The organism is Pseudomonas mendocina, assembly GCF_003008615.1.
In the GTDB taxonomy this organism is placed as follows: Bacteria; Pseudomonadota; Gammaproteobacteria; order Pseudomonadales; family Pseudomonadaceae; genus Aquipseudomonas; species Aquipseudomonas mendocina_C.
The window spans coordinates 5682764-5708410 of sequence record NZ_CP027657.1 but is presented as its reverse complement, the minus strand read 5'-3'; the positions used below and the strand labels follow the sequence as shown (position 1 = coordinate 5708410).

Sequence of the window (25647 nt, the reverse complement as noted above, 5' to 3'; positions counted from 1 at the left end):
ACGGCGCCCTCGGGCGCCGTTTTCAGTGGTGTGCAGGATGATCACACGCCGAGCTTGTCACGCAGGGTGTAGTACCAGGCGCCGATGGCGCTGAACGGTACCTGGAAAAGGCGACCGCCCGGGAAGGGGTAGTGCGGCAGGCCGGCGAAGGCATCGAAACGCTCGGCCTGACCACGCAGCGCCTCGGCCAGAACCTTGCCTGCCAGGTGCGTGTAGGTCACGCCATGGCCGCTGCAGCCTTGCGAGTAGTAGATGTTGTCGCCGATGCGACCGACCTGCGGCAGGCGCGAAAGCGTCAGCAGGAAGTTGCCGGTCCAGGCGAAGTCGATCTTCACGTTCTTCAGCTGCGGGAAGGTCTTGAGCATCTTCGGCCGGATGATCGCTTCGATGTTGGCCGGGTCGCGTGCGCCATAGACCACGCCACCGCCGTAGATCAGGCGCTTGTCGCCGGTGAGGCGGTAGTAGTCGAGCAGGTAGTTGCAGTCTTCCACGCAGTAATCCTGCGGCAGCAGGCTGGCAGCCACTTCGTCGGACAGCGGCTCGGTGGTGATCACTTGCGTGCCGCACGGCATCGACTTGGACGCCAACTCCGGCACCAGATTGCCCAGGTAGGCGTTACCTGCGACGACCACGAACTTAGCCTTGATGCGACCTTCCGGGGTGTGCACCACCGGGTTGGCGCCACGCTCGATGCGTGTGGCGGGGGACTGTTCATAGATCACGCCACCCAGCGACTCCACTGCAGCGGCTTCGCCCAGGGCCAGATTCAGTGGGTGGATATGGCCACCGCTCATGTCCAGCATCCCGCCGACATAGTTCTCAGTAGCAACCACTTCGCGAATGCGCTTGGCGTCCATCAGTTCCAGCTGGGTGTGGCCGTAGCGCTCCCAGAGTTTCTTCTGCGATTCCAGGTGGCCCATCTGCTTGCTGGTCAACGCGGCGAATACGCCACCGTCCTTCAGGTCGCACTGGATGTCGTATTTGGCGATGCGCTCACGGATGATGCGGCCACCCTCGAAAGCCATCTGCCCAAGCAATTGCGCCTGCTTGGGGCCGACCGTGCGTTCGATCACGTCGATGTCTCGGCTGTAGCTATTGACGATCTGGCCGCCGTTGCGGCCCGATGCACCAAAGCCGACCTTGGCCGCTTCGACGATGCTCACCTTGAAACCGTTCTCCAGCAGGAACAGTGCAGTGGACAGGCCGGTGTAGCCCGCACCGATGATGCACACATCGGTCTCCACCTCACCTTGCAGAGCAGGGCGTTGCGGGACGGGGTTGGCTGAGGCGGCGTAATAGGATTGTGGATATGCCGTGTGCGCCATCTTGAACCTCTGTTCTTTATTTTTTACGAATGATCCGATGCTACCTGAGTTGAAAATAGCCGGCTAGTGTCCGTGCAAAATATTCAACGATCCTATTTCGATAAAAAATTGGCCTATTTCAGTGAGTTAGCGAAAAAACCTGTTGACGGCCCAAAAGATCTGCGTAGAATGCGCACCCATCGAAGGCACATAGCTCAGTTGGTTAGAGCACCACCTTGACATGGTGGGGGTCGTTGGTTCGAGTCCAATTGTGCCTACCAAATCGATAAAAAGGGGTCGCTAAGCGACCCCTTTTTTATTGCCCGGTTTTGTCGGGTGATGCTTCAGGTTTTTCGTGATTGTTTGTGCGGCCGCTTGTCAGGGCTCAGGCTTTCTGAAAGCATCCGCACTCTTTACTTCCAGTGACTCTGGTTCGGACGCGTTGGCCCTCGGGCTCCTGCCATCGTTAGGTGGGTATACCGCTGAATCGCTTCCTGGCTCATCCCAACCCACGTGACCTTTGGTAGGGGTCACCACTAGGAGAGGAGGCGCCATGCCCATCATTACTCTTCCCGACGGCAGTCAACGTTCGTTCGATCATCCGGTATCCGTGCTGGAGGTCGCTCAATCCATTGGTGCGGGTCTGGCCAAGGCCACCCTGGCTGGCAAGGTAAACGGCAAGCAGGTCGATGCCTGTGACGTGATCGATACCGATGCCACCTTGCAGATCATCACGCCGAAAGACGAAGAGGGGCTGGAGATCATCCGCCACTCCTGTGCTCACCTGGTTGGGCATGCGGTCAAGCAGCTGTACCCGAACGCCAAGATGGTGATCGGTCCGGTCATTGACGAAGGCTTCTATTACGACATTGCGATCGATCGCCCCTTCACTCCGGAAGACATGGCGGCCATCGAAAAGCGCATGGCCGAGCTGATCGACAAGGATTACGACGTCATCAAGAAGATGACGCCGCGTGCCGAGGTCATTGAGCTGTTCAAGTCGCGTGGCGAGGAATACAAGCTGCGCCTGATCGACGACATGCCGGATGAGCAGGCCATGGGTCTGTATTTCCATGAAGAGTACGTCGACATGTGTCGCGGCCCGCACGTGCCTAACACGCGTTTCCTCAAGGCATTCAAACTCACCCGTATTTCCGGCGCCTACTGGCGCGGCGACTCGAAAAACGAGCAGCTGCAGCGGGTTTATGGCACTGCTTGGGCTGACAAGAAGCAGCTGGCTGCTTATATCCAGCGCATCGAAGAGGCCGAAAAGCGCGATCACCGCCGCATTGGCAAGCAGCTGGATCTGTTCCATCTGCAGGAAGAAGCGCCGGGCATGGTCTTCTGGCACCCCAATGGCTGGACTGTCTACCAGGTGCTGGAGCAATACATGCGCCAGGTGCAGCGTGAGCACGGCTATGTGGAGGTGCGTACGCCTCAGGTGGTCGATCGCATTCTGTGGGAGCGCTCCGGTCACTGGTCCAACTACGCCGAGAACATGTTCACCACGGCCTCGGAGAATCGCGACTACGCCGTCAAGCCGATGAACTGCCCGTGCCACGTACAGATCTTCAATCAGGGTCTGAAGTCCTACCGCGACCTGCCACTGCGCCTGGCCGAGTTCGGTGCTTGTCACCGTAACGAGCCGTCTGGCGCGCTGCACGGCATCATGCGTGTGCGTGGCTTCGTGCAGGACGATGCGCATATCTTCTGTACCGAAGAGCAGGTGAAGAAGGAAGCGGCCGACTTTATCAAGCTGACCCTGCAGGTCTATTCGGACTTCGGTTTCACCGATATCGCCATGAAGCTCTCGACTCGCCCGGCCAAGCGCGTGGGTTCCGACGAGTTGTGGGATCGTGCCGAGGGGGCGCTGGCTGAGGCGCTGAATGAATCAGGCCTGGCCTGGGAATATCAGCCGGGCGAGGGCGCCTTCTACGGTCCGAAGATCGAGTTCACCCTGCGCGATTGTCTGGGGCGTAACTGGCAGTGCGGTACGCTGCAGTACGATCCGAACCTGCCTGAGCGTCTGGATGCCAGCTATATAGCCGAAGACAACAACCGCAAGCGTCCGGTCATGTTGCACCGCGCGATCCTTGGTTCCTTCGAGCGTTTCATTGGCATGCTGATCGAGCACTACGCTGGATCTTTCCCGGCTTGGCTTGCTCCAACCCAGGCGGTGATCATGAATATCACCGACAAACAGGCCGATTTTGCCCGTGAAGTCGAGAAAACTCTCAATCAAAGCGGTTTTCGTGCCAAGGTTGACTTGAGAAACGAAAAGATCGGCTTTAAAATCCGCGAGCATACCTTGCTCAAGGTTCCCTATCTCTTGGTTATTGGAGATCGGGAGGTCGAGACTCGATCCGTTGCTGTCCGTACCCGTGAAGGCGTCGATTTGGGCTCTCTGCCCATCGAGCAGTTCGCCGCACAGTTGCAGCAAGCGGTTTCCCGGCGTGGTCGCCAAGATTTGGAGTAATAACTATTAAGCGTGAAATGAGACAGGACAAGCGGGCCGCCCCTAAGGCGCCGATCAACGAGAACATCACCGCTCGTGAAGTACGCCTAATCGGCGCAGATGGCGAGCAGGTTGGTATTGTTTCGATCGATGAGGCATTGCGCGTGGCTGAAGAAGCCAAGCTGGATCTGGTAGAGATCTCTGCTGATGCGCTGCCACCCGTTTGCCGCATCATGGACTACGGCAAGCACCTGTTCGAAAAGAAAAAGCAGGCTGCTATCGCCAAGAAGAATCAGCACCAGCAGCAGATTAAAGAAATCAAGTTTCGTCCAGGGACGGAGGAAGGGGATTACCAGGTAAAACTACGCAACCTGGTACGTTTCCTTGAAGATGGGGACAAGGCCAAGGTATCGCTTCGATTCCGCGGTCGTGAGATGGCTCACCAGGAGCTGGGTATGGAGCTGTTGAAGCGGGTCGAAGCTGACCTCGCCGAACTCGGCACCGTAGAACAGCATCCTAAGCTGGAAGGACGCCAGCTGATGATGGTCATCGCTCCCAAGAAGCGTAAATAACCTCCCGGGCACTGGCAGGCCTGATGGTTATCAGTTGTTAATGAATGCGGAGTACTAAACATGCCAAAAATGAAAACCAAGAGCGGTGCTGCAAAGCGCTTCCTGAAGACTGCTACAGGCTTCAAGCACAAGCACGCTTTCAAGAGCCACATCCTGACCAAAATGTCCACCAAGCGTAAGCGCCAGCTGCGTGGCAGCTCGCTGATCGGCCCGTCGGACAAAGCTAAAGTCGAGCGCATGCTGCGCGTTCGTTAATCGGTCAAGATATTTAGAGGTAATTACTCATGGCTCGTGTTAAGCGTGGCGTTATCGCTCGTGCTCGTCACAAAAAAATCCTGAAGCTCGCCAAGGGCTACTACGGTGCGCGTTCGCGCGTGTTCCGCGTCGCCAAGCAGGCGGTGATCAAGGCAGGCCAATACGCCTACCGTGACCGTCGTCAGCGCAAGCGTCAGTTCCGCGCTCTGTGGATCGCTCGTATCAACGCTGGTGCTCGCGTCAACGGTCTGTCCTACAGCCGTCTGATCGCTGGCCTGAAGAAAGCGTCGATCGAAATCGACCGTAAGGTTCTGGCTGATCTGGCAGTGAACGAAAAAGCGGCGTTTGCTGCGATTGTCGAGAAGGCCAAGGCCGTTCTGGCTTAAGTCCCCCGACAATCACCGGGCTCGCCCGGTGGCAACGTCAAAGATAGGGGAAGAGCCTTAACAGCTCTTCCCCTATTTCGTATCTGGAGTCTGTAAATGGAAAATCTGGATGCATTGGTCTCCCAAGCGCTCGAGGCCGTGCAACAAAGCGAAGATGTCAACGCCCTGGAACAGCTCCGGGTTCAATACCTTGGCAAGAAAGGCGAGCTGACCGCCCTGATGCAGACTCTGGGCAAGCTGTCGGCCGAAGAGCGTCCGCAGGCCGGCGCTCTGATCAATACTGCCAAGAATCAGGTACAAGACGCCCTGAACGCCCGCAAATCTGTGCTTGAGCAGGCTCTGCTCGCCGAGAAGCTGGCCTCCGAGCGTATCGACGTGACCCTGCCAGGCCGTGGCCAGGCCTCTGGTGGCCTGCACCCGGTTACTCGCACGCTGGAGCGTGTCGAGCAATTCTTCACCCATATTGGTTACAGCGTCGCCGAGGGCCCGGAAGTCGAAGACGACTACCACAACTTCGAAGCGCTCAATATCCCCGGCCACCACCCGGCACGGGCGATGCACGATACCTTCTATTTCAACGCGAACATGCTGCTGCGCACCCACACCTCGCCGGTACAGGTGCGCACCATGGAATCGCAGCAGCCGCCGATCCGCATCGTCTGCCCTGGCCGCGTCTATCGCTGCGACTCCGATATCACCCACTCGCCGATGTTCCATCAGGTCGAAGGCCTGCTGATCGACGAGGACATCAGCTTTGCTGACCTCAAGGGCACCATCGAGGAGTTCCTCCGTGTGTTCTTCGAGAAGCCATTGGGGGTGCGTTTCCGTCCTTCCTTCTTCCCATTCACCGAGCCGTCGGCTGAAGTCGACATGCAATGCGTGATGTGCTCTGGCAAGGGGTGCCGCGTGTGCAAGCAGACCGGCTGGTTGGAAGTGATGGGCTGCGGCATGGTTCATCCCAATGTGCTGCGTATGAGCGGCATCGATCCGGAGAAATACTCCGGCTTCGCCTTCGGCATGGGTGTCGAGCGCCTGGCCATGTTGCGTTATGGCGTCAATGACTTGCGCCTGTTCTTCGATAACGACCTGCGGTTCCTGGCGCAATTTCGCTAGCAACTGCCCCCTCGTGATCGAATTCGTTTAAGGAGAACAGACAACATGAAATTCAGTGAACAGTGGTTGCGCAGCTGGGTGAATCCCGACGTATCCCGTGAAGATCTGGTAGCGCGCCTGTCCATGGTCGGCCTCGAGGTTGACGCAGTGCAGCCTGTTGCCGGTGTCTTCAGTGGCGTGGTGGTCGGTGAGATCCTCAGCGCCGAACAACACCCGGACGCCGACAAGCTGCGGGTGTGCCAGGTGAGCAATGGCGCCGAGACCTTCCAGGTCGTCTGCGGTGCACCCAATGCTCGTGCCGGTATCAAAATTCCGTTCGCCATGATCGGTGCCGAGTTGCCGGGCGACTTCAAGATCAAGAAGGCTAAGCTGCGCGGTGTGGAGTCCCAGGGCATGCTGTGCTCGGCTTCCGAACTGCAGATCAGCGACGACAACAGTGGCCTGATGGAGTTGGCGGTCGATGCGCCGGTGGGTAGCGACATTCGCACCTACCTGCAACTGGACGACGCCAGTATCGAGTTGGGCCTGACCCCCAATCGCGGCGACTGCCTATCGCTCGCTGGCCTGGCTCGTGAAGTCGGTGCCATTTACGGCGCTGCGGTTTCGCCAGTGGCCATTGATGCCATCGCGCCTGCGCACGACGAAGTGCGTCCGGTTGAGGTGCTGGCACCCAAGGCCTGCCCGCGTTATCTCGGGCGTGTGGTGCGTAACGTAGACCTGTCTCGTCCGACTCCGCTGTGGATGGTTGAGCGCCTGCGTCGTTCCGACATCCGTAGCATTGATGCGGCAGTGGACATCACCAACTACGTGATGCTCGAACTGGGTCAGCCAATGCATGCCTTCGACCTCGCCGAGATCAATGGCGGCATTCGTGTGCGTATGGCGGAAGAGGGCGAGAAGCTGGTGCTGCTCGACGGTCAGGAAGTCAGCCTACGCGCTGACACACTGGTCATTGCTGATCACGACCGTGCTCTGGCCATCGCGGGTGTGATGGGTGGCGAGCACAGTGGTGTGAGCGAGAAGACTCGCGACCTGTTCCTCGAAAGCGCTTTCTTCGACAACATCGCTGTCGCTGGCAAGGCCCGCTCCTATGGTTTGCACACCGATGCATCGCACCGCTTCGAGCGCGGTGTGGACTCGCAACTGGCGCGCAATGCTATGGAGCGTGCTACTGCGCTGCTGCTGGAGATCGTCGGCGGCGAAGCCGGCCCGATCATCGAGGCGAGCAGTGAGGCTGACCTACCAAGTGTGGCGCCGATCATTTTGCGTGCCGAGCGCATCAGTCAGATGTTGGGTATGGAGATGGATGGCGCCGAAGTCGAGCGTCTGCTTACTGCGTTGGGCCTGAGTGTTGCCGTCCAAGGCGCAGGTCAATGGTTGGTGAAGGTGCCGAGCCATCGCTTCGACATCAGTCTGGAAGTGGATCTGATCGAAGAGCTGGGTCGTCTTTACGGCTACAACCGCCTGCCGGTGCGCTACCCGCAGGCTCGCTTGGCACCGCAGACCAAGGCCGAGGCACGTGCCGAGCTGCCGGCGCTGCGTCGCCTGCTGGTCGCCCGTGGCTACCAGGAGGCGATCACCTACAGTTTCATCGATCCCAAACTGTTCGAGCTGTTCACCCCAGGCGTCGAGCCTCTGCAACTGGCTAACCCTATCTCTGCCGATATGGCAGCCATGCGATCCTCACTGTGGCCGGGCCTGGTCAAGGCGCTGCAGCACAACCTCAACCGTCAGCAGTCGCGCGTACGCCTCTTCGAGAGCGGCCTGCGTTTCGTTGGCCAGCTGGCTGGCTTGCAGCAGGAGGCCATGCTTGCCGGCGTGATCACCGGCAGCCGCCTGCCCGAAGGCTGGGCCAATAGCCGCGAGAATGTCGACTTCTATGATCTCAAGGCTGATGTCGAGGCGCTGCTGGGTTATGCCGGCGCGGCCGATGCATTCAGCTTCGTGCCGGGCGAGCATCCTGCTTTGCACCCGGGCCAGACCGCTCGCATCGAGCGGGAAGGACGTCTGGTCGGCTTCATCGGTGCTCTGCATCCGGAGCTGATCAAGACCCTGGGGCTGGATCAGCCTGTGTTCCTCTTCGAGTTGGTGTTGGCGGAAGTCGCTGCCGGTCGTATGCCCGCTTTCAGCGAGCTATCGCGTTTCCCTGAAGTGCGTCGCGACCTGGCACTGCTGGTCGATCGCGAGCAGACGGCCGAGGTTGTGCTGGCGGCAATCCGTGAAACGGCGGGGGAGTGGCTGACAGACCTCAAGCTATTTGACGTCTATCACGGTAAAGGTATTGATCCGCTTAGAAAAAGCCTTGCCGTCGGCTTGACCTGGCAACATCCATCGCGCACTCTTAATGACGATGAGGTGAGTACTACTACGCAAAATATCCTCACCTGCCTCGAACAAAGGTTCAACGCCACGTTAAGGAAGTAGCGTATGGGGGCTCTGACGAAAGCTGAAATGGCGGAACGTCTGTATGAAGAGCTCGGCCTGAACAAACGAGAAGCCAAGGAACTGGTGGAGCTGTTTTTTGAAGAGATCCGCCAGGCTCTTGAGCTGAACGAACAGGTCAAGCTGTCCGGGTTCGGCAACTTCGACTTGCGCGACAAGCGCCAGCGACCCGGCCGTAACCCGAAAACAGGGGAAGAGATTCCAATCACGGCTCGCCGTGTGGTCACTTTTCGTCCAGGGCAAAAATTGAAAGCCAGGGTCGAGGCATATGCTGGAACCAAGTCATAACGACGAACTACCGGCAATTCCCGGCAAACGCTACTTCACCATTGGTGAGGTAAGCGAACTCTGTGCGGTCAAGCCCCATGTTCTACGTTACTGGGAACAGGAATTCCCGCAGCTGAATCCGGTAAAGCGGCGAGGTAACCGCCGCTACTACCAGCGCCAGGATGTGCTGATGATTCGGCAGATTCGTGCACTGCTGTACGATCAAGGCTTCACCATTGGTGGCGCGCGCCAGCGCCTCTCTGGTGATGAAGCCAAGGATGACACTACCCAGTATCGTCAACTGATCAAGCAGATGATTGCCGAGCTTGAGGATGTCTTGCACGTGCTGAAGAAGTAAGACTAAGAAAAAGTTGCCTTATTTCAAAAGCTTAATGTATAGTTCCTCCCGCTTTCGGTCACACGTAAGCATCGTCGGGGCGTAGCGCAGCCCGGTAGCGCACTTGCATGGGGTGCAAGGGGTCGAGTGTTCGAATCACTCCGTCCCGACCAAAAAACCCTAGAAAATCCAGCCACTTAGCGGTGGCTGGATTTTTTTATGCCTGATGGTTTTTGAGAGCGTCCGATTTTTGCGCCACTTTTTGCCCCACCGACGGCTTCTGTGTAAGGTCACGAGTTATTTGGCGAGCTTTTGCAAAATGTTTGACGCAGCAGGGAGCGGAAATTTTGCAGGATGTTTGTCGCCTGGGTCGCGACAATTAGTCTGATCGAAACCGGGAGCCTCGCATAGCTCTCCGAAGCGGCGTTACGTGGCCCTGTTTACGCAGATATGAGCCAGTAACATGCGACCTTACCAAGCACACCCGTTTAGGTCTGCAATCAGTGCGTCTAGCCTTTCCTTGTCATCATCCTCAAACCCAGCGAGCAGGTAGATTTGGCCAGGCTCTGGGATTAGCTCTGGCTTTGGATGACTCTGCCATGACCAAAAGCGGCTATACAGACCATCGCTATTCCGGCTAATGGCAATTTGTGCAATGGCAAAGGGATATTCGAACTCAGGGCTCGGGTGAGGCTCTCGTTGAGCGATTCCGCAGTGGGGGCAGCACATCCGGTACTTCTTACCAGAACGGAAAGTAATCAGCTTTACCCTGCACATCAGGCTTAGAGCTGAAGTCTTACGGTTGAATGCTGGCAGCATTTCTGGCATTTCTTGGAATAGCGATTCGATGTATTCAGACTCGATCACGCGGATCGTCTTTTCACATTGCCAGCAGGTGTCTTGGAGGACGTCAAAGTACTGGAGTCTGGAGCGATAGGTGTAGTCCATATACCGCAGTCTCCCCGTCAGTGCCCCTCGGATGAATTCAGGAAAGGGTACTTCCTTCATGTTTATCGAAACTACATAGTCACCAGGACTAAGCTGCTTGCATTCGAAGCGCGGCACCGCACGCGTTGGGTTGGTGATGTGCTTTCGGTATTTTTTGGCTGATACGTCGATCCAGATGCCACGGATACCATCGGTTTCATAGACGTTCTGTCTGGCTTCATAATCAACGTCCCGCTGGCTTGAGCGCTGTATCTCAATAGCTACCTTGGTTTTGCCGTTGGGGTGAAAGCACATCACATCTGCTCGATAGAGCTTATCGCCTGGGGCCGAACCTGCTATCTCTGGTTGTGCATCCCATCCGGCTTCCTTTGCGGCTAACAATGCCTGAACTTTCAGGGCAATATGATCTTCGCTCTCCAAACCAGTGGCTCCGTTTGGGCGCTCGCCAGGCTTGTGCGAAAAGAAACGATGCCCCAGTTTTGAAACCTTCGGGACTGCTCGCAGCGTGGTGCCGGGCATGAAGAGGTCACGTTGCTTATCTAGGGCTTCGGCTTTCCACTCATCGTCGCTCAAGTAGATAGATACGACTTTCGTTCCGTTAGCCCTGAAGGCAAGCAGTCCCAAGGCACTCTCCAAATAAATGGTATTGCTCAGGAGCACGGGGCTGCCCGTATGTGAAAGGTGCGGATGGTGGGGGGGGCTCCCGGTCCGGCCGAAGCCGGGAACCCCTCATCGCCATCCATAGCAAGCCGCGCCGTACGGCCGGGGAGTTTTACTGTGTCACATCCGCATACCGACTATATCAAACTATCTATTTGGGTAAAGGTACTGAGAGCAGCGGTCGCATGAGTTCGTAGACCACAGCATCTTGTTGGTTGACCTCCCAATCGTCCTTGCATCCTGAGCTGTTTCCTTTGCGAGCGGTGCCATAGCTCACCCAGCATATGGTGTGCTGGGCAATGGTGCGATGAGAGGATCAACTTGCCACTCATTGGATAGTAGTGCGCAGTTCATTATTCTCAAGGGCTAGGCCCTGATATGACCGATTTGCTCAGCGTATTAAGGAATGCATGTGCTAGATGAACTGACTGACGATCTTGCCTCCAAGGCTTGCTGTGCGTTTTTGGAGGCTCATGGTGCTTGTTCTAGAGGCGGCGGTTGATCTGTTTTAGCTTGTTGTTTGTGGTTGTGCTCATAGTGTAAGCCCCTTCTTCAGGTAGATAAAACAACACCGACTCGGGGCCGGTGTTGTTTTATGCGTGGGCTATGTACTCAGCCTTCCGAAGGTTGCCCTTTCCCGAACTCCTCCTCAAAGGCTTCAGAGATCAGCCTATCCATAGCCTCGCGCTCAGTGACTTCCCAGATTGTTGCCAACTCTTTGAGCTTCGAATGATTTTTGAGAAGGATGTCCAAGTTTTTGGGCTTCCTGCCGTTATCGACATTCTTCTGCTTGGACTGTTTAAGCTGCAAGCTCCGAATGAATTCCTTTTTAGAGATCCCTTCATCTGCAAGCTGGTCAAAGATCTCAAGAATATCTTGGTGAGTTTTAGGTGCATTATTTGCTTTGAACTTACTTCCATATTTTTTACAGAGTTCATACCACGCCAGGTCGCGTCGTTCTTTTGCAAAGGGTTTCTCTTCTAACCAGCGCAGCGCATGGTCAGATTTGATATTGGCCTCCCATCTCTTTCGAAGCTCACTGACAAAGTCCACTTTAAAAGAAGAACGTACGCCCCATTGATCAATGATTGCTTGGATAAGGGGCATTCCGTTAAGGTTGATGAACCGATGTATGTTATCTTGATCAATAGTGATGATCTTTTCTTTGAACCATTTGATAGCCCTAGTGGCGCTAGATATCCAGTTAAGAGTTTCCGTTGGAATGTACTGCCTGCGAAAGTCTTCGCGGATCATGCGCGCAAGGTCTTTTGCTTCCTGAGCGTTGCACTCTTCGTTAAGGAAGTTCCCAATATCAGCAAGGGTGGAGTCTGCAAAGCCAATATTCTCTTCGTCGAAGTTAGCGTGTTCATTGAAGAAGAGGTGGAGCCAGGCAAAGTTGTAGAAGCGTGTATTGATTTTTCTCTCTTTAAACAACTCTTCGACATTACTGCCATGGATGGTGACCATCGGCATGTCGTCCGAATCATTATCCCATGTGAATCCAGGCGTGCATGACTCTTTATTTCTTTCTGGAATATTAAAAAATTTTTTGATTTCGGAAGTGTCTATCTTTGGGTTGCTCATAAATGGTTCCTTGGCTTGATCTGCGTTCGTCCTAGGGATGCTCCTAGGCTGCTTCTAGCGCTTGGCTGGAAGATTTTCTTGACCTGAAGCCCACGTAAAACGCAGGAAAAAGGCCTAACGCAGCGAGTCATTGACCGAATCTGAGAGCTCTTACAGGGCTCTGCCTTCGGAATCGAATCGCACACGGCCAGTGCTGTACTCTTTCAGGAGAGCAATGCCGTGGATTGCCTAAGGTGTGGTGTTGGTCAGCTGGACTTTACTAAGTCACCTATGCAGCTCTGCTTTTGCAGAACTAAGGCTTGGCTGTCAAACCACTCTTTGAATGGAGGTGCCGCACGCTTAGGATCAGATGTGCGACGAGGGAGAATATAAGCCAGCCGGTGACAGCTGTCTAGCTGAGACTCGTGGGCTCGGGTGCCAGTACTTTTTTACAACGCTTGGTAATCCTCTGAACGTAATACAGGAGCTCGTTCATGAGGATCATCCGTCTTAAAGAAGTCACCCATTTGACTGGCCTTGCCCGGTCGACCATCTATAAGTATCTCGCAGAAGGTAGGTTTCCAATGTCGGTATCACTGGGCGATAGGTCAATTGGCTTTCTCGAGAGTGAAGTCCAAGAGTGGATCTTGGATCGTATCAAGGAGCGAGATCAGGCTAGTCAGTGACATAAAGACCACGACCTTAGTGGTCGTGGTCTTTATGTCGAGATGGGCAGTTGTTCTCAAATAACTCCCTTTATGCCTTGAGCGTCATTTCCACCGGCCTTTGGGAAATATTTCTTCTGGTTTTCTTGGCAGGTCGATACCGTGTTGAGCGACAGAATGCTTGTTCTAGTTATATATCTCATCAATCATACCCATACACCATGACCCGTAGTCATCAGCACTAGCTGCATACGGGAATAAGACGATGCTGTTGCTGGCCACACAGCAACAGCACCAGCAGGCTTCCAGCAGTAAAAAAATACAGACCTTGCACCTGATATGTACTCACAACCCAGGTGCAACACCATGAACCATCGTCACACATCCAAAACCCTCTCTCAGTCCGATATCGCACTCCAGATCGAGGATCTGGTTGAAGCGATAGAACACAGCGAAGGAGCCGTGCAGTCGGTGACTGCCAGCGGCACGGTCAAGCGTACCAAGCTCTCCCGGTACTTCGAAAACCTCGCTCAGATGCTGGAGTTGGTCAGCCATAACGATGACTACCACTACGGGCCGCATCTGCGACTGTTCCAACAGGCGTGCTACGACGTTGGTGTGGAATACAGTTCACTGGCAGGGATCATTTCTTTCGATGAAGAGACGTCCCAGTACCGTGACTGCAGCGACACGCTCAACCGCCTGGCTGAGCGTATCCGCCAACTGACTCGTGAGCGCAGCTACCGTCGTCGTAGGGATGACGCGGCGTATCAATGGCGTCAGCAGTCCCGTGAAGTGGCTGAATATGTTGACCGGGTGCTGGATCGCTACGCCACGACCCTGGTGGTCAGGGTCGATCTGTATTACCGCACTGCTGCTCAGGCGAGACTGCGGGTTGAGCATGTGTTTGCGGATCTGCAGCGACTGATCCGGTCACGTGAACGCAATCCGATCTTCGAGCATGAGACTGGCTACATCTTCCGTGTTGAGCAGGGAGAACGTCGCGGCTATCACATCCATGCGGCCTTCTTCTTCAATGGCGCGATGGTGCGGGGTGACATCTACATGGCGCAGCAGATCGGTGCTCTTTGGGAAGAGATCACCCGTGGCAGGGGTAGCTACAACAACTGCAACCAAGACAAAGATCAGTACGGTGATGAATGCGGTATTGGGATGATCTACCGTCGTGACGAGTTGGCTCGCGACAATGTGCATAGTGCGATGAGCTATCTGGTCAAGCGATCTCAGCGACTGAGCCTGCGTCCGAAGGGGGCTAAGTGCCTGCGTAAGGGGCAAGTAAAGACCGATTTTCAGGCTTGCTAAAGCGCTATCTGCAATGCGTTCAAGTTCATGCGATTTCACACTGTTTAGCCGGGATGATTTTTTAATCGTGGGCTGTTAAGTACTGAGAGACGCGGCTTGATCGCACGTATGGAAGAAGCTTGGTGTGGTGCTCTGGGGTTATCAATCGATCAGGTCGGTTGGGTGGTGTACATGCCTGGAAACGCCGAGTACAGGATAGGCCGACATGCATCCTCGGGCTGGCTTGATCTGCTTCCAGAGCTTGTCTTCAGAGCAAGTTACCTTTGCAACTGTTACACCAAATCACCCGGAGCTTCGGCTCAAGCAGATTATGAGTCGTAGCTCATTTGAGGTGGCAAAGCGCCACTTTTGTATGGACGGCATAATATTTTGCCGACAGACTGCTCAGCAGAACGCTGGCAGTCAGTGAAGGAGATGAGGTTTATGGATACCTATCACATCCCATTGGGTAGTCACCTCTACTCGCCTAGGTTTGGTTATGACCATCATGGAATCTACGTTGGGCTCGGGAAAGTAATTCATCACTCGGGTTGGAGTGAAGCATTCAAAAAAGGCCCTATTGAGTGCACGAGCATTGAAGATTTTTGTGCTGGGAATGGCTTCAAGATCAAGCTTTACGACTCAATAGTCTACTCACCACCTGAGATCGTCATGCGTGCACGCCGCAGGCTCAGAGCTGGTAATACCAAATACAATTTACTTTTTAGCAACTGTGAGCATTTCGCAACGTGGTGCGTGACAGGTATGGAATCTAGTGAGCAGGTGCAGGAAGCCGCCAAAAAAACTATTTCTGCTGGAGTAGCGACCTTTGCTGCGCGCAAGGCTACTCAGAAAACAACTGAGCATGTCATCGCACGGGCTGTTGGTAGGGCTGCCGTAGGTGGTTATGCCGGAGCCAAGGTGGGCACCCTGGCAGGAGGGGCTACTGTCGCTCTCACAGGCGCTGCAGGTGTGGCCATTGCACCAGCTTTGCCACTCGTCATAGCTGGTGCGGCGTTCGGTTCCTTACTTGGTTTTATCTTGGATGACTGAGTGCGCGAGCAATCCCTTCTACAAATATCGGCCGATACAGCTTTCAGTTTCTGAATCGCCTCGGATTTCCTGGGCACTCCAGGCTTTGGATATGGCGCTTTTCATGCTCCATTGGCGACCTATGAGGACGATACTGGCGAGGTGGACTTGATCTGCCATCTGGATGGCATTGAGCTGCTTTTGGAGATCAAATCAGCGTATATCCGTTTGACCAGTCCTGGCTCCATCGTGCGCAACACGTTGCGCAAGGTGGCCTGGCAGTTACAGCGCGGGTAATAGAAATTGATGAATGTGGAAGATGAAATGACGCGGCGTTTGATCCTGGTGGACTACGAGAACATCGGTAAAGTCGACCTGTCGCTGCTTGATAACTCTTATCGGGCCATTATCTTTGTGGGGGCCAAGCAGAACACGCCCAAAGCCTCGCGTAAGCCGTCTACTGTGCATCGCTTTTCACGGGTGGACTTCCAGAAAATTGAGGGGGTGGGTAAGAACGCGCTGGATTTTCATATCGCCTTTCAGTTAGGACGCACCTTTGAGACCGCGCCGGAAACGCAATGCATCGTCCTTTCCAAGGATAAAGGCTTCGACCCGCTGCTGGCCTACCTGAACAAGAAAGGTTTGGTGTGTCAGCGTATTGCTGCGCTTGAGGAGTTGCTGCTGGAGGAGCTACCTGAATCAGAAGCGCAAGCGCTGGAAAACGCCTGCAAGAGCTGCGGCAAGCTAAGCTGCGTGGAGCACCTGGGTGGTCAGTGGTGTAGCTACTGCGGCAATTTCTCCAGCCCGCCTGATCCACAACAGATGCCATCGCGCCAAGCGAAGTATCGCGAAAAGAAGAAGGACAGTTACGGCTATGAGCCGCTGATGGGTACGTGTGCCTGGTGTCACCAGCGTACCGACATGAGCGGCGGCATCTACGACGACGGTGAGTGGATGTGCTCGGGCTGTATCAGCGGATACGCTAGATAATTTGGATTTCGACCTTCGATTTTACGCAGTAAGGGATTAGCCGTCGATGAAGCTCACTACCAACTGGTTGAAACCACCCTATGCAAGTGGCGGTATTGATCACCTCGGTACTCAGGCGCCTTGCGTAATGATCTATGGGCAGCTACTGCCTGGCATTACCAATGTCACTGATCGGGCGCGATACTACTCGTTCTATCCCTGGTTGGTCTGGTCATATGACCAGCGTTATGCGAAGGATGATTATAACCACTTCGTGGAGCGGTTTCGGCGGGCAGACTGTCTGTTCACTCTGATTGCCGAGCGGCATGCGCAGGTGACAGACCACAGCAGCGAGCGACACGGCGTCGCGATGGTCGGTCGTACCAAGCTCGTTCCCTCACTTGCCAATCTGAAGGTCGGCAAACAATTACGGCTATCGCTCTACGCGACGACTGAGGAAACGCCCCAGCGCTACTTCATGAATCGGCTTGGGGGCCTTTCTCAGTACTACGCGGGTACTCTGGCCGAGCTACAACTGATGGAGGCTTCCGGTCGATCCTGGAGTTTCTATAGCAGCCAGTATGGGGCACCGCTTGCGCAGAGCGTTGAGTCGTCGGTGCCGAGTGAGCGGCTCTGGCAGATTGTCGAGAACGACTCGGTGACGCTAGATGATCTAGACGATCTGAGCGCCTTCTGTGCCTGCAATATCTCCGAAAGCTTGGGCGAGCATCGGCAGCTCATTGATATTTTTTTCGATACTAGCAACCGCTATTCAGAGGAAGGTACCCAGCGACGTCAAAGCCTGGGGCTGATACTGCAAATGGTGGAAGCCCTGAAGGGGCTGAGTCCGACCGAGGAGGCGTTCCGAGGTTGCGTCTATAGTGCCGCTCTGCCAAATGGCAAGGCGTGGGAAATTCCTGATGCCTTGCAGCTTACTCGTGCGCACTGGGCTGTCTATGTGCGCAATGACCTAATGTCGGTGGCTTTCCAGACGATCCTAGCGATCAGTCTGCAGGAACTGCAACCGCAATCGGCAGCGCAGCGGCGAGTATTTCACAGCGTCGAAGCGTTCGCTGACTGGTTTGGCGGTTCGGCAGCGGTTGCCGGAGTTCTGAGTGATCTGGGAGCAGATAGTTTCGGCGATCTGGTCGCTAGTAGCAGGGCGAATGGCCCAGCACTGACTAGCTGGACAAACGGTGCGCATGAGATCCAGCTGGCGCGGCAGTTAATTGATGGCTGGCATCCGGGCGTGGAAGTTGCCAGGCTGCTTTCAGGTAGTTTGAGCCTGCTGGCAATGCTTGTTGCTCGAGATGATCTTGGGCAACAGCCGTATTTAGGGTTGGCGATCACTCTTGAGGGACTCAGGGACTACCCGATCAACCTAGTCAGCTTCCGTAGCCGAAGTACCGACTGGCAGACGATGCCTCTCAAGCATGTAGTTGTCGATCTGGTCGTTTGGTGTCTAGACAGCCATCTTCGAGTGGCGTTGCGTAAGCTCCGGCAGTCCAACCGCTCGACTTTTCATTTGCGGCCATCCGAGAGAGGACTTGAGGTGGTGGGTGATCAGGTTCCACCACCATCCCAGACTACACCTCGTTTCCGTCAGGCATTGCAGATCTTGCGCGACCTTGGAATGCTTGCGCGTGATGACAACCACATGACCAGACTGACTGATTCTGGTCGGATGCAGATGGAGGCCGCCAGTGTCTGACGGCATTTCCCTTCTTGAAGTGATCAAACGGGGTGGTTACGAGGCCTCGCTGATCACCACCTTCAATGCGACGTTGCCTTTCTACGAAGAGGTTCTGCTGCGCAAGCTGGTCGCAGCCGGATGCCGTCATAACGTGGTGCTGATGGATCGGGGCCAATGTGCAGCTTCATGGGAAAGCCAGGTGGCCCGGCCTCGTTTGGCTGGTCATGCCTACACGCTGTTGCCGATTGGCGTGAGCGGTGCGTTTCATCCGAAGGTCTGTCTGTTGCTTGGGGCAAAGAAGGCATCGATTCTGATCGGCAGTCACAATCTCACGCTGTCGGGGCTCGGTTTCAACCGCGAAATCACCAACTGGATCGAAATTGGTGGTGCCAAGGATGGTGAGGGTACCGCCGTTCTCAAGGCGGTCTGGTTGATGCTCCGTGACTGGATCGAGCTGGAGCGCGGCAAGGCGCCTGAGCCTCTATTGGCGTCAGCGCTGGTAATAGGCCGCTTCATCAGCCCTTTGATTGCCTCAGCCGGAGACATGGGGTTGCCTGCTGTGCTGGCGCAAGATCCGAGAGGGCCGGCGCTAATTGATCAGCTTGCTGAGCGGATTACAGCCCCGGTCGCGAGAGTTGCGGTACTGGGGGCGTTCTTCGATCGGGAGCTGGCTCTGCTCAAGGAACTGAAGGCCCGCTGGCCCAGCGCAGATATCGTGGTGGGCATTGATCCCGACTCGGTCCATCATCCCGGCAGCTATGACGACGAAATCGTTCGGTATGTGGATGCGCGAGTGATTGCCGAGCGGGCCGGTTATCTGCATGCCAAGGTGCTCTATTTTGAAACACATGGTGCTAAGGCTGATGTGTTTGTCAGTGGTAGTGCAAACCCCAGTCGTCCTGCCTGGATGGACGCTGCGAATGGAAATGTTGAGGCCATAATACTTCAGGTAGGCAGTGCCGCCCGACGTGCTGCTGAGGCCACTTCGATGCTAAGCCTATTCGAGTTGCCTGAGTTGCCGCCGGAGGCGTTCGCCACTATCCAGGTGCGCAGTGAAGCTATCGAGATTGAACAGCCAGCATCGTTGCCACTGCTTTCGGGCTATTCAGATGCGGATCGCGGCCTGATACGTATCTGCTATCGGAGCAAGCAGATGTCAGTGACTGCAGCCGAACTGCTTGGGCCGAACCAGGAGATGCTGGAGACGCTTGCACCACTGGAACTAAATGAAGACGAGATTGTGTTCAGGACCAAGGTTGAGGCGACAGACATCCGCTCCTGCCTGTTGGTGCAGGGCGACAGGCCGATTGCTAGGGCAATGATCCTACATCCATCTGTCATTGAGTCGAACTCCCGATCTTCCAGGCAGTACCAGATTCGTTTGGCGCTAAGTGAGCTGGGCTCGACTGAGGCAGATATATCGAGGGTCATCGCCAGCGTTGAGCGTGTGATTTTCGCGGAGCAGTCCGATCACGAAATTCAGATGGCGATCCGTGAATGCCGGAATAAAAAGAATGGGCTTCCAGTTGAGGACGGGCCGACATCGCTGGTGATCAGCGTGAGCGACATGGCTTGGATGAAGCGCAAGCAGCGTGTATTGAAATCCGGTGATCTGGCGTACCTGATCGATGTGCTCATGCGACGCCTCAACGATGCTATCGAGGTGCGGAGTGTCGAGGTAGATCGGGCAGGGCGGAGCGAAGAGGAACAGGTTGGCCAGGAGGACGATGGTGGCGAAGAGACAAGCGATACTGTCGAGAAGCCCCAGTTCACCGACGCTGAAATTGCCCAGGCCGTTGCCAGGAAGGCGAGGGCGTTGAGTAGAAAAATGGTTGAGCAATTGAAGCTGGCCAGTCAAGACGAGACAAGGAAAGTCAGTGCGTCGATCCAGCTGATTGCGGTGCTGGCTTTGATTCGTGAGCTGCGCCATCTCGATAAGCAGAAGCGCTGGCGAGCAACCGGGCAGGATCTGGTGGAAGAGGGGGATCGTCGCTATCTGTTTGATGAAAGCATCAGGTATTTGCTCGGTTCGGAGTCGCGTCTGCTCGAAGTGATCGACAATACGATTGACGACGATGCTGATGAGACGATGCAGCTTCGTACCTTACTGGTGTGGCTCGCTTGGGATCTGGGTGATGAGTTGACGGCTAAGGTTAGCTTAATGTGGGATGCCGACGAAAAACGCCAAAGATTGCAGACGAATGCGGTGTTCCTGAGGCTGATGCCGTCGATTGCGGCAGACCAGGATGCCAGTGCAGAGCTGCGCGATAGCATTCGGCGAACTCTCAAGCCAACTCCGAAAGCCTCAGTTCAGGCTGAGCATTGGCTAGGCTTGCATCTGGCCTATGGTTCCTCTTGGTTGCAGAGGCAGGAGGAGGCCAGCGAGTTTGAGCTTGGTGGATACTGCAATATTCCTGGCTTGGATGATGAGCCTAGGGTCATCGTAGAACTTGATCAGAATTATGTTGGCTTTTGGGATTTTGATGACGTACGGAAGTTTAAGCGTGACAGGGTTGTCGCGCTGATGCCGGCACAGTCAACAAGTTACGCCCTGAATTGAGGAGGGCTCCCGTTGGTTTGCGACGATACAAGTATTGGGCTGAAAGTCCGTCTCCAAAAAGCCTAGATACCGCGCTGACTCGGCTGGCTAGGATGCGACTTCCTAACCACCCCGCAGGAGACAGTCATGTCCAAGCAACCCAGCTCCACCAATCAGCAGCGCCAGCAGCAGAACCACAGATCGGATGCACTGAACAATAATCGTGGCACGTCGGGCACCAATCCGACTAATGCCCACGTTCATGGCAATCGCGGCAAACAGCTCAACCCTAACCAGCGCTAGGAGTGCGCTCCCCCGGTCGTCACTGGCCGGGGGTATCAAGGATTTCAGATGAGTAGAGATACTTGCTTTGCCGCCCAGGGCGAGCTGGTCAAGCTGGCCTACGATGCATTCGGAGTGCTTCCCCGCAAGGAAGCCAGCCATGACGACATCGATGAGACGCAGAAGAAGACTATTCAAAAGCAATTGGCGAGACTAGCCAAAGAAGAAGGCGGGCTGCTGTCGAATTTCGGACAGGTGATTCAAACGCTCAGTAGCATCCTGACTGCGTACTTGCCCAGCATCCAGGTCATGAGTGCCATAGGCGATCCGCTTGATGATCTGCTTGATGTCTACAGCCGGCTGGTTCGCGAAGAGGGTACCTACCTGAGCAAGGCAGAAACTCTACGGTACTTCATCTCGATCAGGGCAATCCCTTTGCTTGTCGTGTCGTTGAATCGGAGCCTGCTCGAACACAGACTTGCAGACCTGGCGCTCGAAACGCCGGAGGACGCATTCTGGTACCTGCCGACAGTCGCTGAAGATGGCTGCCTGGTAATGCCTCTGGAAAAGGTCATGCGCTGGGTATATGCGCGCTGTGATCTCTCGCAGACACAGTTCCACTACCCAGGCAAGAATCCGCGTAGCGACAACAATATGCTTCAGCAGAACCTCGATAACGCCATCAAGTGGACGCGAGGCGCAAGACTTCCGGCTTTACCTGCCCTTTTTAAAAATTTCGAAGAATCCTTCGCCGCGCTGGCGCAAAGTGGGCGAGAGATGCCCAAAGATCTTCAGGCCAGCACCCTCGTGGCATTGATGGTTGCCCGGGTTTCGAGCTATCTCGCGAGGGAAATTACTGACGCCTACGATCATGAGTATCTTGCCGAAGTCTGTAACCAATTCCGTGATTACGCCCTGTGGATCAACGATGACGTAAACGAGTTCAAGGCCGAGATGGCTCCGGTGATGCAGCGTCAAAAATCATTAGAGTCGGCCCCGTTTGTGTGGCTTAACGCCTGCAGTGATTACTGGGCATTCTTCGATAGCAAATTGGCTGCTGTCACAGACACTGTGCAGCGGCTCAAGGACGCTCGCCCGGGAGTGCCACTTCGAGACGATGTGCTCGCTGCGCTCAAGAGTAAGTACGGCCTTTTTGCCGTGTGCTCTCTTTTAGATCTCACTCAGCGGCAGTCAGCATTTCTTCCGCCCCACGGTTTTGTCGAGCTGCTGTATCAGGGTTTTGAGCTCAAGAGTGACCCGGCAACCCAGGTGGGCCACATTGACGCGTATGCCGATCAGGTAGCTGCTTACGGCCTGGAGGAGCAACTGTGCTGGATGGTGCCCTGGTTGCGTGGGGTCTATCACTATCGTAAAGAGGAGTTCAAGACCGCCATGCCACACTTTCAGGCGGCCTTTGAAAATGCCAAGTACCGGGCAGGAAAAAACCAATACAAACTGGTGAACCAGTACGTCGAGGTTGCGGCAAAAAATGATGATCGCCGTGGCTTCAAGAAGGGCATTGAGTGGGCGCAGTACCTGGACATTAAGATCCGCTGGCTGCGTGATGATGAGCCGACCGAAGAAAAGCTGGACTACGTCTGCTACATGCTGAAAATCTCCCGGTACGACCACCAAATGTAGCTAGGGTAGACGCGTTGCCTCCTCTCTGCTTAGCCGTTTCTCGTACGGCAGGGGCGGCGAGCAGACGGAGGTGTCTTCAGGGAATCGAACCTGTCTTCGACTCCCTCCAGCAGTCAAGGCCTGTTTATGGTTCATTCCCAGTTATTCTGCGTCTGGCAAGATCTTGCTGATCTTCATTTATACGCCCTGCAGAGCGCTTTATAAGCGCTCAGGGAGGGTGTTGGTTGTGTCTAGATAGGGCTCGCTGCTGAGTAGTTTGTCGTGCCAGCTGGGGAGATCACCATCATCTACGTCCAGACGTTTGAGCCACTGATCTGCCGACCAGCCCACCAATCGAAGTTCACCATCATGTGAGCCCCCATGTAGTGAACCAACGCTTTCGTAACGGATACTTTTGAGCGCATGGTTCAGTAGGACATAAGCCGCTGGTTTCGGATCCTCGCCGTCCCCGCCTGATGGGTGAGCCCCGGACTGAATCACCACGCCGGCACCATAGTCGTAGAAAGCAAAATGGCTGGACGGCAGTTTCGTGCGCAGCGCGTCTGGCCCGCCCACTTGCTCCAGGCGCTCATGATCGAGCAATGTCAGCCAACTAACCGTCTTGATCTTGGTAGGCTTGAATTGTGGGCGATATGCCAGCAAAGCCGCAGTGCCGACATCGAGGCCTGGCATACGACCAGCCATAAAGGCCTCAGTGGGTTCGTTGCTGCTTCGACTGGTCGGCGATAGGTTGAAGGCGTGTCCTGCATAGCCTTGCTCCGGGGCTAGTCGGCGCGCAAAGTCGAGGAACAAGTGCAGGAAGCGCAGTGGATTTTGTTCTTGGAAAAGCAGTGGTACGGAGAACTCCAGAACGCTAAGGTCATCCCCCATCTTCGCTTCCCAGCCACGAGAGCCAAATACATCAAAGAGCCAAGCGCTGGCGTCACGTGCTTGCTTGCCGCTGGTGTAGCAAAAGCTGAGATTGTCGTCCTCATCCATTGCCGCAATCATCTCGCGAAGTGGCTTGGCCTCTCCGTATGCGGTTAATGGCTTGCCCTGTGGTGGCTCTTCACGCCATAGCCAGGTTAGATGAGGTTCTGCTTCTTGCTTGAATGCATCGAAGCATTGGCAGATCGCCTCGCGAACCAAGGGTGTATGCGCACCCTTGAAATACAGCGTGCCTCGTATACAGAGTACCGCACCTATGTAGTCTTCCGGGCCTCCCTTCATCAGCAGATTACCCGGCATCTCTAGGAGGTGTGGCTGCTTGCTCAGTTCCTCGGCCAGATCGAATGGTTGTGCCATGGTTCTTCCTCGAAATCAGTAAGCAGGTGCTGGTAACGGCGGACGTGGGGATTTGCCACGTGTCAGGAGATACATTAGAGCGCTTGCTGCGGCGGCAGCCCAGCCCATCTGCTCGACAGGTACCTTGGACTGCTGATTTTCCTGACTACAGTCACAGTCAGTCGATTGCATCTCGACCACTTTGTTTTCATCGCCTGCAATCTTTCCGTAGGCTTTTGCCTGGTTCTCATTGCGTTGATCTGGTGGGAACTTCATTTCCACCACCTGCTTGATATTGTCCTGGGTCGGCGGCTTGTTCGGATCTTTGACGATCACTACGTCAGGTCGGCGAATCATCCCTTTGCCCGGTTTGAAGGGCGGATGTTCAGGGTCATCATTCCAGTACTTGCTGATCCACCCCGGTATCCAGCCGTGAGCGCTGCTGCCCGTCTGGCTGTCGAGAATGGGCTGCGGCGGGTTCTTGGTCATGTCGTAGCTGACTTCCGGCCGGTAGGGGCTGCGCCCTTGAAGTACCTCATTGAGCTCATCGAGTCGTTGGGCGACACAGGACTGTTTGAGATTTTTGCCGTCCTGGCTGACGTTGGGTGTGCTGCTGCAGTAACAGATTGCTGAGCACAGCACGTTCTTGTCTTGCGGACCGAGCTTGGGCTCCAGCACACCGACTGGATTGACCTTGCCAGTGGGGCTCATACCGCCTCGTGACAGGCCGGGTTGATCACTCATTGCCCATCTCCCTGAACTAGGTCGATATGCAGGCTTTCAGAAGCGTCGTGCTTGACCCAAGAGGTCATGCCATCTGCGTCTGTGGTCTCCAGGGTGCTCCATCCGCCACTCGACCAGACCTTGACCTTGCGGCCGGCTGCGGGCTTGCCCGTTTCTTGGTCGATCAATTGGAAACGTCCGGAGAAGGGGGATGCAATATTGTTCAGTGGCACCGGTGGCGTAAAAGCTGCCACGACCGAGGCATCGCCGATCAACACAGTTCCTGAGCCGCCGATGATCACATTGCCGTGATCACCAACGCTGCCCAGCGTGGCTGCTGGCAAGCCATTGATGAATACAGTGGAGGCTACTGCAGAAGCGATTGGGCTCCCGCAGGCGGAGATATCGCTTTGCCTAGCTGCAGGCAAACCGTCGAACAGGACGTTGGGCGAGCCGGCAGCGAGGGGTTGGTGCCATGGCCTGGCAGTGGGCAGACCGTTGGGTCAGTAACGCGAGCTGCTGGTTTTCCACTCATTTTGCAGATCCTTGCATGAGCGTGGGGCTGGGCTACGGAGAGCTTTAAGCTCCGAGGGTGTGGCCGTCAGTCAGATTTCGCGCGGGACAATAGCAAGAAAGAATTGCGCAATTTTTTGCGCGAATGCTCGCTAGCCTTTGCCCTGTTTGACGTTGCAGTGATTGTGACTATTTGTTTCGTGCGGCAGGTGTGCCGAGTATGCTGAGGCTTTAGGGGGGGTCATGCAGTGCATGCGGTACGGACTTTTCCTACGGAATAGCCTCGGCAACCTAGTGATGTGAACATGATTTGATAAAGTCGCTCCTTTCACAGAAGGAGTGCTTTACATGGGATTTTTTATCGACTGCATTCGTGGGGCTGAGATTTCGCATGACGGGATTAAGTCAAAGATCAGCCAGACTGAGATTCAACAGCTCCCAGATGAAACGGAGATGGTTTCCAGTCCTAGTTTCAAGGGGGATGATGAAGAATGGAGAGCTTCGTTTACCGCGCAAACCGAGCAAGGTTCGCTCACTTGGCATGTTCTGTTTACCATGGGGGACGCGGATCCTAGCTTGGGGGAGGTCTCTCTTGCCAGTGCGCCGGCAGGCGTAATTGTGGAATCGGATCCTGAGTTCGCTATCACGTACGCGGATCACTGACTCCTCCAGATATTTCACAAAAAATAAAGAATGTCCCTCACCGCCAGATGCGGGACATTC

23 protein-coding genes, 2 tRNA genes and 1 pseudogene are annotated in these 25647 nt (G+C 55.3%); 20 read left to right on the top strand and 6 right to left on the bottom strand.

Annotated elements, in window-relative coordinates:
• Positions 1–41: 41 nt before the first annotated feature.
• Complete coding sequence (locus tag C7A17_RS26330; RefSeq protein WP_106742471.1) at positions 42–1325, bottom strand: NAD(P)/FAD-dependent oxidoreductase; 1284 nt, start codon at positions 1323–1325, stop codon at positions 42–44.
• Positions 1326–1508: 183 nt separating this feature from the next.
• Here C7A17_RS26330 and C7A17_RS26325 point away from each other — a divergent pair.
• The 10 genes from C7A17_RS26325 (at position 1509) to C7A17_RS26280 (ending at position 9304) form a co-directional block, all read left to right on the top strand.
• Positions 1509–1585 (top strand) — tRNA-Val (locus C7A17_RS26325).
• A gap of 272 nt (positions 1586–1857) precedes the next feature.
• Positions 1858–3780 carry a threonine--tRNA ligase gene (thrS, locus tag C7A17_RS26320; RefSeq protein WP_106742469.1) on the top strand — a complete coding sequence of 641 codons (1923 nt, stop codon included), beginning with the start codon at positions 1858–1860 and terminating at the stop codon, positions 3778–3780.
• Entirely contained in the window at positions 3780–4331 is a 552-nt protein-coding gene (gene infC, locus C7A17_RS26315; protein ID WP_170965280.1) for a translation initiation factor IF-3, read from the top strand. Before thrS ends, infC begins: the two co-directional genes overlap by 1 nt.
• Positions 4332–4391: 60 nt before the next feature.
• Positions 4392–4586 (top strand): 50S ribosomal protein L35, encoded by a 195-nt coding sequence (rpmI, locus tag C7A17_RS26310; RefSeq protein WP_003461222.1) that lies wholly within the window; start codon positions 4392–4394, stop codon positions 4584–4586.
• Between the two features lie 29 nt (positions 4587–4615).
• Positions 4616–4972, top strand: coding sequence for a 50S ribosomal protein L20 (gene rplT / locus C7A17_RS26305; RefSeq protein WP_003243409.1), 357 nt, complete (start codon positions 4616–4618; stop codon positions 4970–4972).
• A gap of 96 nt (positions 4973–5068) precedes the next feature.
• The gene (pheS, locus tag C7A17_RS26300; RefSeq protein WP_106742464.1) at positions 5069–6085 is read left to right on the top strand and encodes a phenylalanine--tRNA ligase subunit alpha; all 1017 of its coding nucleotides are present in this window, start codon (positions 5069–5071) and stop codon (positions 6083–6085) included.
• Positions 6086–6130: 45 nt separating this feature from the next.
• Positions 6131–8509 (top strand): phenylalanine--tRNA ligase subunit beta, encoded by a 2379-nt coding sequence (gene pheT, locus C7A17_RS26295; RefSeq protein WP_106742462.1) that lies wholly within the window; start codon positions 6131–6133, stop codon positions 8507–8509.
• A 3-nt stretch (positions 8510–8512) separates the two neighbouring features.
• Positions 8513–8815, top strand: a complete 303-nt coding sequence (ihfA, locus tag C7A17_RS26290; RefSeq protein ID WP_003243414.1) for an integration host factor subunit alpha — start codon at positions 8513–8515, stop codon at positions 8813–8815.
• Positions 8796–9152: a MerR family transcriptional regulator gene (locus tag C7A17_RS26285; RefSeq protein ID WP_013716019.1), complete on the top strand. Its 357-nt coding sequence runs from the start codon at positions 8796–8798 to the stop codon at positions 9150–9152. The genes ihfA and C7A17_RS26285 overlap by 20 nt, the downstream gene beginning before the upstream one ends.
• 75 nt (positions 9153–9227) lie before the next feature.
• A tRNA-Pro gene (locus C7A17_RS26280) sits at positions 9228–9304 on the top strand.
• 298 nt (positions 9305–9602) lie between these two features.
• Here C7A17_RS26280 and C7A17_RS26275 read toward each other — a convergent pair.
• Positions 9603–10703 carry a competence protein CoiA family protein gene (locus C7A17_RS26275; RefSeq protein WP_106742459.1) on the bottom strand — a complete coding sequence of 367 codons (1101 nt, stop codon included), beginning with the start codon at positions 10701–10703 and terminating at the stop codon, positions 9603–9605.
• Positions 10704–11351: 648 nt separating this feature from the next.
• The gene (locus C7A17_RS26270) at positions 11352–12323 is read right to left on the bottom strand and encodes a hypothetical protein (RefSeq protein WP_106742457.1); all 972 of its coding nucleotides are present in this window, start codon (positions 12321–12323) and stop codon (positions 11352–11354) included.
• Positions 12324–12796: 473 nt separating this feature from the next.
• On the opposite strand from C7A17_RS26270, the gene C7A17_RS26265 reads away from it, so the two are divergent.
• The 9 genes from C7A17_RS26265 to C7A17_RS26225 all read left to right on the top strand — a co-directional run bounded on the left by C7A17_RS26265 (position 12797) and on the right by C7A17_RS26225 (position 22425).
• A complete protein-coding gene (locus C7A17_RS26265; RefSeq protein ID WP_106742454.1) occupies positions 12797–12988 on the top strand; it encodes a helix-turn-helix transcriptional regulator in 192 nt (63 codons plus the stop codon).
• Positions 12989–13333: 345 nt separating this feature from the next.
• On the top strand, positions 13334–14290 hold the full coding sequence (locus C7A17_RS26260; protein WP_106742452.1) for a YagK/YfjJ domain-containing protein: 957 nt from the start codon (positions 13334–13336) through the stop codon (positions 14288–14290).
• Between the two features lie 72 nt (positions 14291–14362).
• On the top strand, positions 14363–14611 hold the full coding sequence (locus C7A17_RS27370; protein ID WP_394337075.1) for a YagK/YfjJ domain-containing protein: 249 nt from the start codon (positions 14363–14365) through the stop codon (positions 14609–14611).
• 102 nt (positions 14612–14713) lie between these two features.
• Positions 14714–15322 carry a lecithin retinol acyltransferase family protein gene (locus C7A17_RS26250; RefSeq protein ID WP_158704716.1) on the top strand — a complete coding sequence of 203 codons (609 nt, stop codon included), beginning with the start codon at positions 14714–14716 and terminating at the stop codon, positions 15320–15322.
• 285 nt (positions 15323–15607) lie between these two features.
• Positions 15608–16291, top strand: a complete 684-nt coding sequence (locus tag C7A17_RS26245; RefSeq protein WP_158704715.1) for a PIN domain-containing protein — start codon at positions 15608–15610, stop codon at positions 16289–16291.
• A 46-nt stretch (positions 16292–16337) separates the two neighbouring features.
• Positions 16338–17981, top strand: coding sequence for a hypothetical protein (locus C7A17_RS26240; protein ID WP_158704714.1), 1644 nt, complete (start codon positions 16338–16340; stop codon positions 17979–17981).
• Positions 17974–20523, top strand: coding sequence for a phospholipase D-like domain-containing protein (locus C7A17_RS26235; protein WP_106742438.1), 2550 nt, complete (start codon positions 17974–17976; stop codon positions 20521–20523). The genes C7A17_RS26240 and C7A17_RS26235 overlap by 8 nt, the downstream gene beginning before the upstream one ends.
• A 126-nt stretch (positions 20524–20649) precedes the next feature.
• Positions 20650–20805 carry a hypothetical protein gene (locus C7A17_RS26230; RefSeq protein ID WP_106742436.1) on the top strand — a complete coding sequence of 52 codons (156 nt, stop codon included), beginning with the start codon at positions 20650–20652 and terminating at the stop codon, positions 20803–20805.
• A gap of 48 nt (positions 20806–20853) precedes the next feature.
• Positions 20854–22425, top strand: coding sequence for a hypothetical protein (locus tag C7A17_RS26225; protein WP_106742434.1), 1572 nt, complete (start codon positions 20854–20856; stop codon positions 22423–22425).
• Between the two features lie 198 nt (positions 22426–22623).
• Here C7A17_RS26225 and C7A17_RS26220 read toward each other — a convergent pair whose 3' ends face one another.
• The 3 genes and pseudogenes from C7A17_RS26220 to C7A17_RS26210 form a co-directional block, all read right to left on the bottom strand.
• Entirely contained in the window at positions 22624–23709 is a 1086-nt protein-coding gene (locus C7A17_RS26220; RefSeq protein ID WP_106742431.1) for a DUF3396 domain-containing protein, read from the bottom strand.
• 15 nt (positions 23710–23724) lie between these two features.
• Entirely contained in the window at positions 23725–24432 is a 708-nt protein-coding gene (locus tag C7A17_RS26215) for a VRR-NUC domain-containing protein (protein WP_106742428.1), read from the bottom strand.
• A pseudogene (locus tag C7A17_RS26210) lies at positions 24429–24946 on the bottom strand (PAAR domain-containing protein). Before C7A17_RS26210 ends, C7A17_RS26215 begins: the two are co-directional and overlap by 4 nt.
• Before the next feature lie 326 nt (positions 24947–25272).
• Here C7A17_RS26210 and C7A17_RS26205 point away from each other — a divergent pair.
• Positions 25273–25587, top strand: coding sequence for a hypothetical protein (locus C7A17_RS26205; RefSeq protein WP_106742425.1), 315 nt, complete (start codon positions 25273–25275; stop codon positions 25585–25587).
• Positions 25588–25647: the final 60 nt, after the last annotated feature.

Excerpts from the sequence above, each read along its gene's own strand:
- pheS (WP_106742464.1), top strand. The coding sequence starts at position 5,069 with ATGGAAAATCTGGATGCATTGGTCTCCCAAGCGCTCGAGGCCGTGCAA.
- C7A17_RS26230 (WP_106742436.1), top strand. The coding sequence starts at position 20,650 with ATGTCCAAGCAACCCAGCTCCACCAATCAGCAGCGCCAGCAGCAGAAC.
- C7A17_RS26220 (WP_106742431.1), bottom strand. The coding sequence starts at position 23,709 with ATGGCACAACCATTCGATCTGGCCGAGGAACTGAGCAAGCAGCCACAC.
- C7A17_RS26265 (WP_106742454.1), top strand. The coding sequence starts at position 12,797 with ATGAGGATCATCCGTCTTAAAGAAGTCACCCATTTGACTGGCCTTGCC.
- C7A17_RS26270 (WP_106742457.1), bottom strand. The coding sequence starts at position 12,323 with ATGAGCAACCCAAAGATAGACACTTCCGAAATCAAAAAATTTTTTAAT.
- C7A17_RS26250 (WP_158704716.1), top strand. The coding sequence starts at position 14,714 with ATGGATACCTATCACATCCCATTGGGTAGTCACCTCTACTCGCCTAGG.
- C7A17_RS26225 (WP_106742434.1), top strand. The coding sequence starts at position 20,854 with ATGAGTAGAGATACTTGCTTTGCCGCCCAGGGCGAGCTGGTCAAGCTG.
- C7A17_RS26205 (WP_106742425.1), top strand. The coding sequence starts at position 25,273 with ATGGGATTTTTTATCGACTGCATTCGTGGGGCTGAGATTTCGCATGAC.
- rpmI (WP_003461222.1), top strand. The coding sequence starts at position 4,392 with ATGCCAAAAATGAAAACCAAGAGCGGTGCTGCAAAGCGCTTCCTGAAG.
- thrS (WP_106742469.1), top strand. The coding sequence starts at position 1,858 with ATGCCCATCATTACTCTTCCCGACGGCAGTCAACGTTCGTTCGATCAT.
- C7A17_RS26285 (WP_013716019.1), top strand. The coding sequence starts at position 8,796 with ATGCTGGAACCAAGTCATAACGACGAACTACCGGCAATTCCCGGCAAA.
- C7A17_RS26245 (WP_158704715.1), top strand. The coding sequence starts at position 15,608 with ATGAATGTGGAAGATGAAATGACGCGGCGTTTGATCCTGGTGGACTAC.
- pheT (WP_106742462.1), top strand. The coding sequence starts at position 6,131 with ATGAAATTCAGTGAACAGTGGTTGCGCAGCTGGGTGAATCCCGACGTA.
- C7A17_RS26240 (WP_158704714.1), top strand. The coding sequence starts at position 16,338 with ATGAAGCTCACTACCAACTGGTTGAAACCACCCTATGCAAGTGGCGGT.
- ihfA (WP_003243414.1), top strand. The coding sequence starts at position 8,513 with ATGGGGGCTCTGACGAAAGCTGAAATGGCGGAACGTCTGTATGAAGAG.
- rplT (WP_003243409.1), top strand. The coding sequence starts at position 4,616 with ATGGCTCGTGTTAAGCGTGGCGTTATCGCTCGTGCTCGTCACAAAAAA.
- C7A17_RS26330 (WP_106742471.1), bottom strand. The coding sequence starts at position 1,325 with ATGGCGCACACGGCATATCCACAATCCTATTACGCCGCCTCAGCCAAC.
- C7A17_RS26215 (WP_106742428.1), bottom strand. The coding sequence starts at position 24,432 with ATGAGTGATCAACCCGGCCTGTCACGAGGCGGTATGAGCCCCACTGGC.
- C7A17_RS26260 (WP_106742452.1), top strand. The coding sequence starts at position 13,334 with ATGAACCATCGTCACACATCCAAAACCCTCTCTCAGTCCGATATCGCA.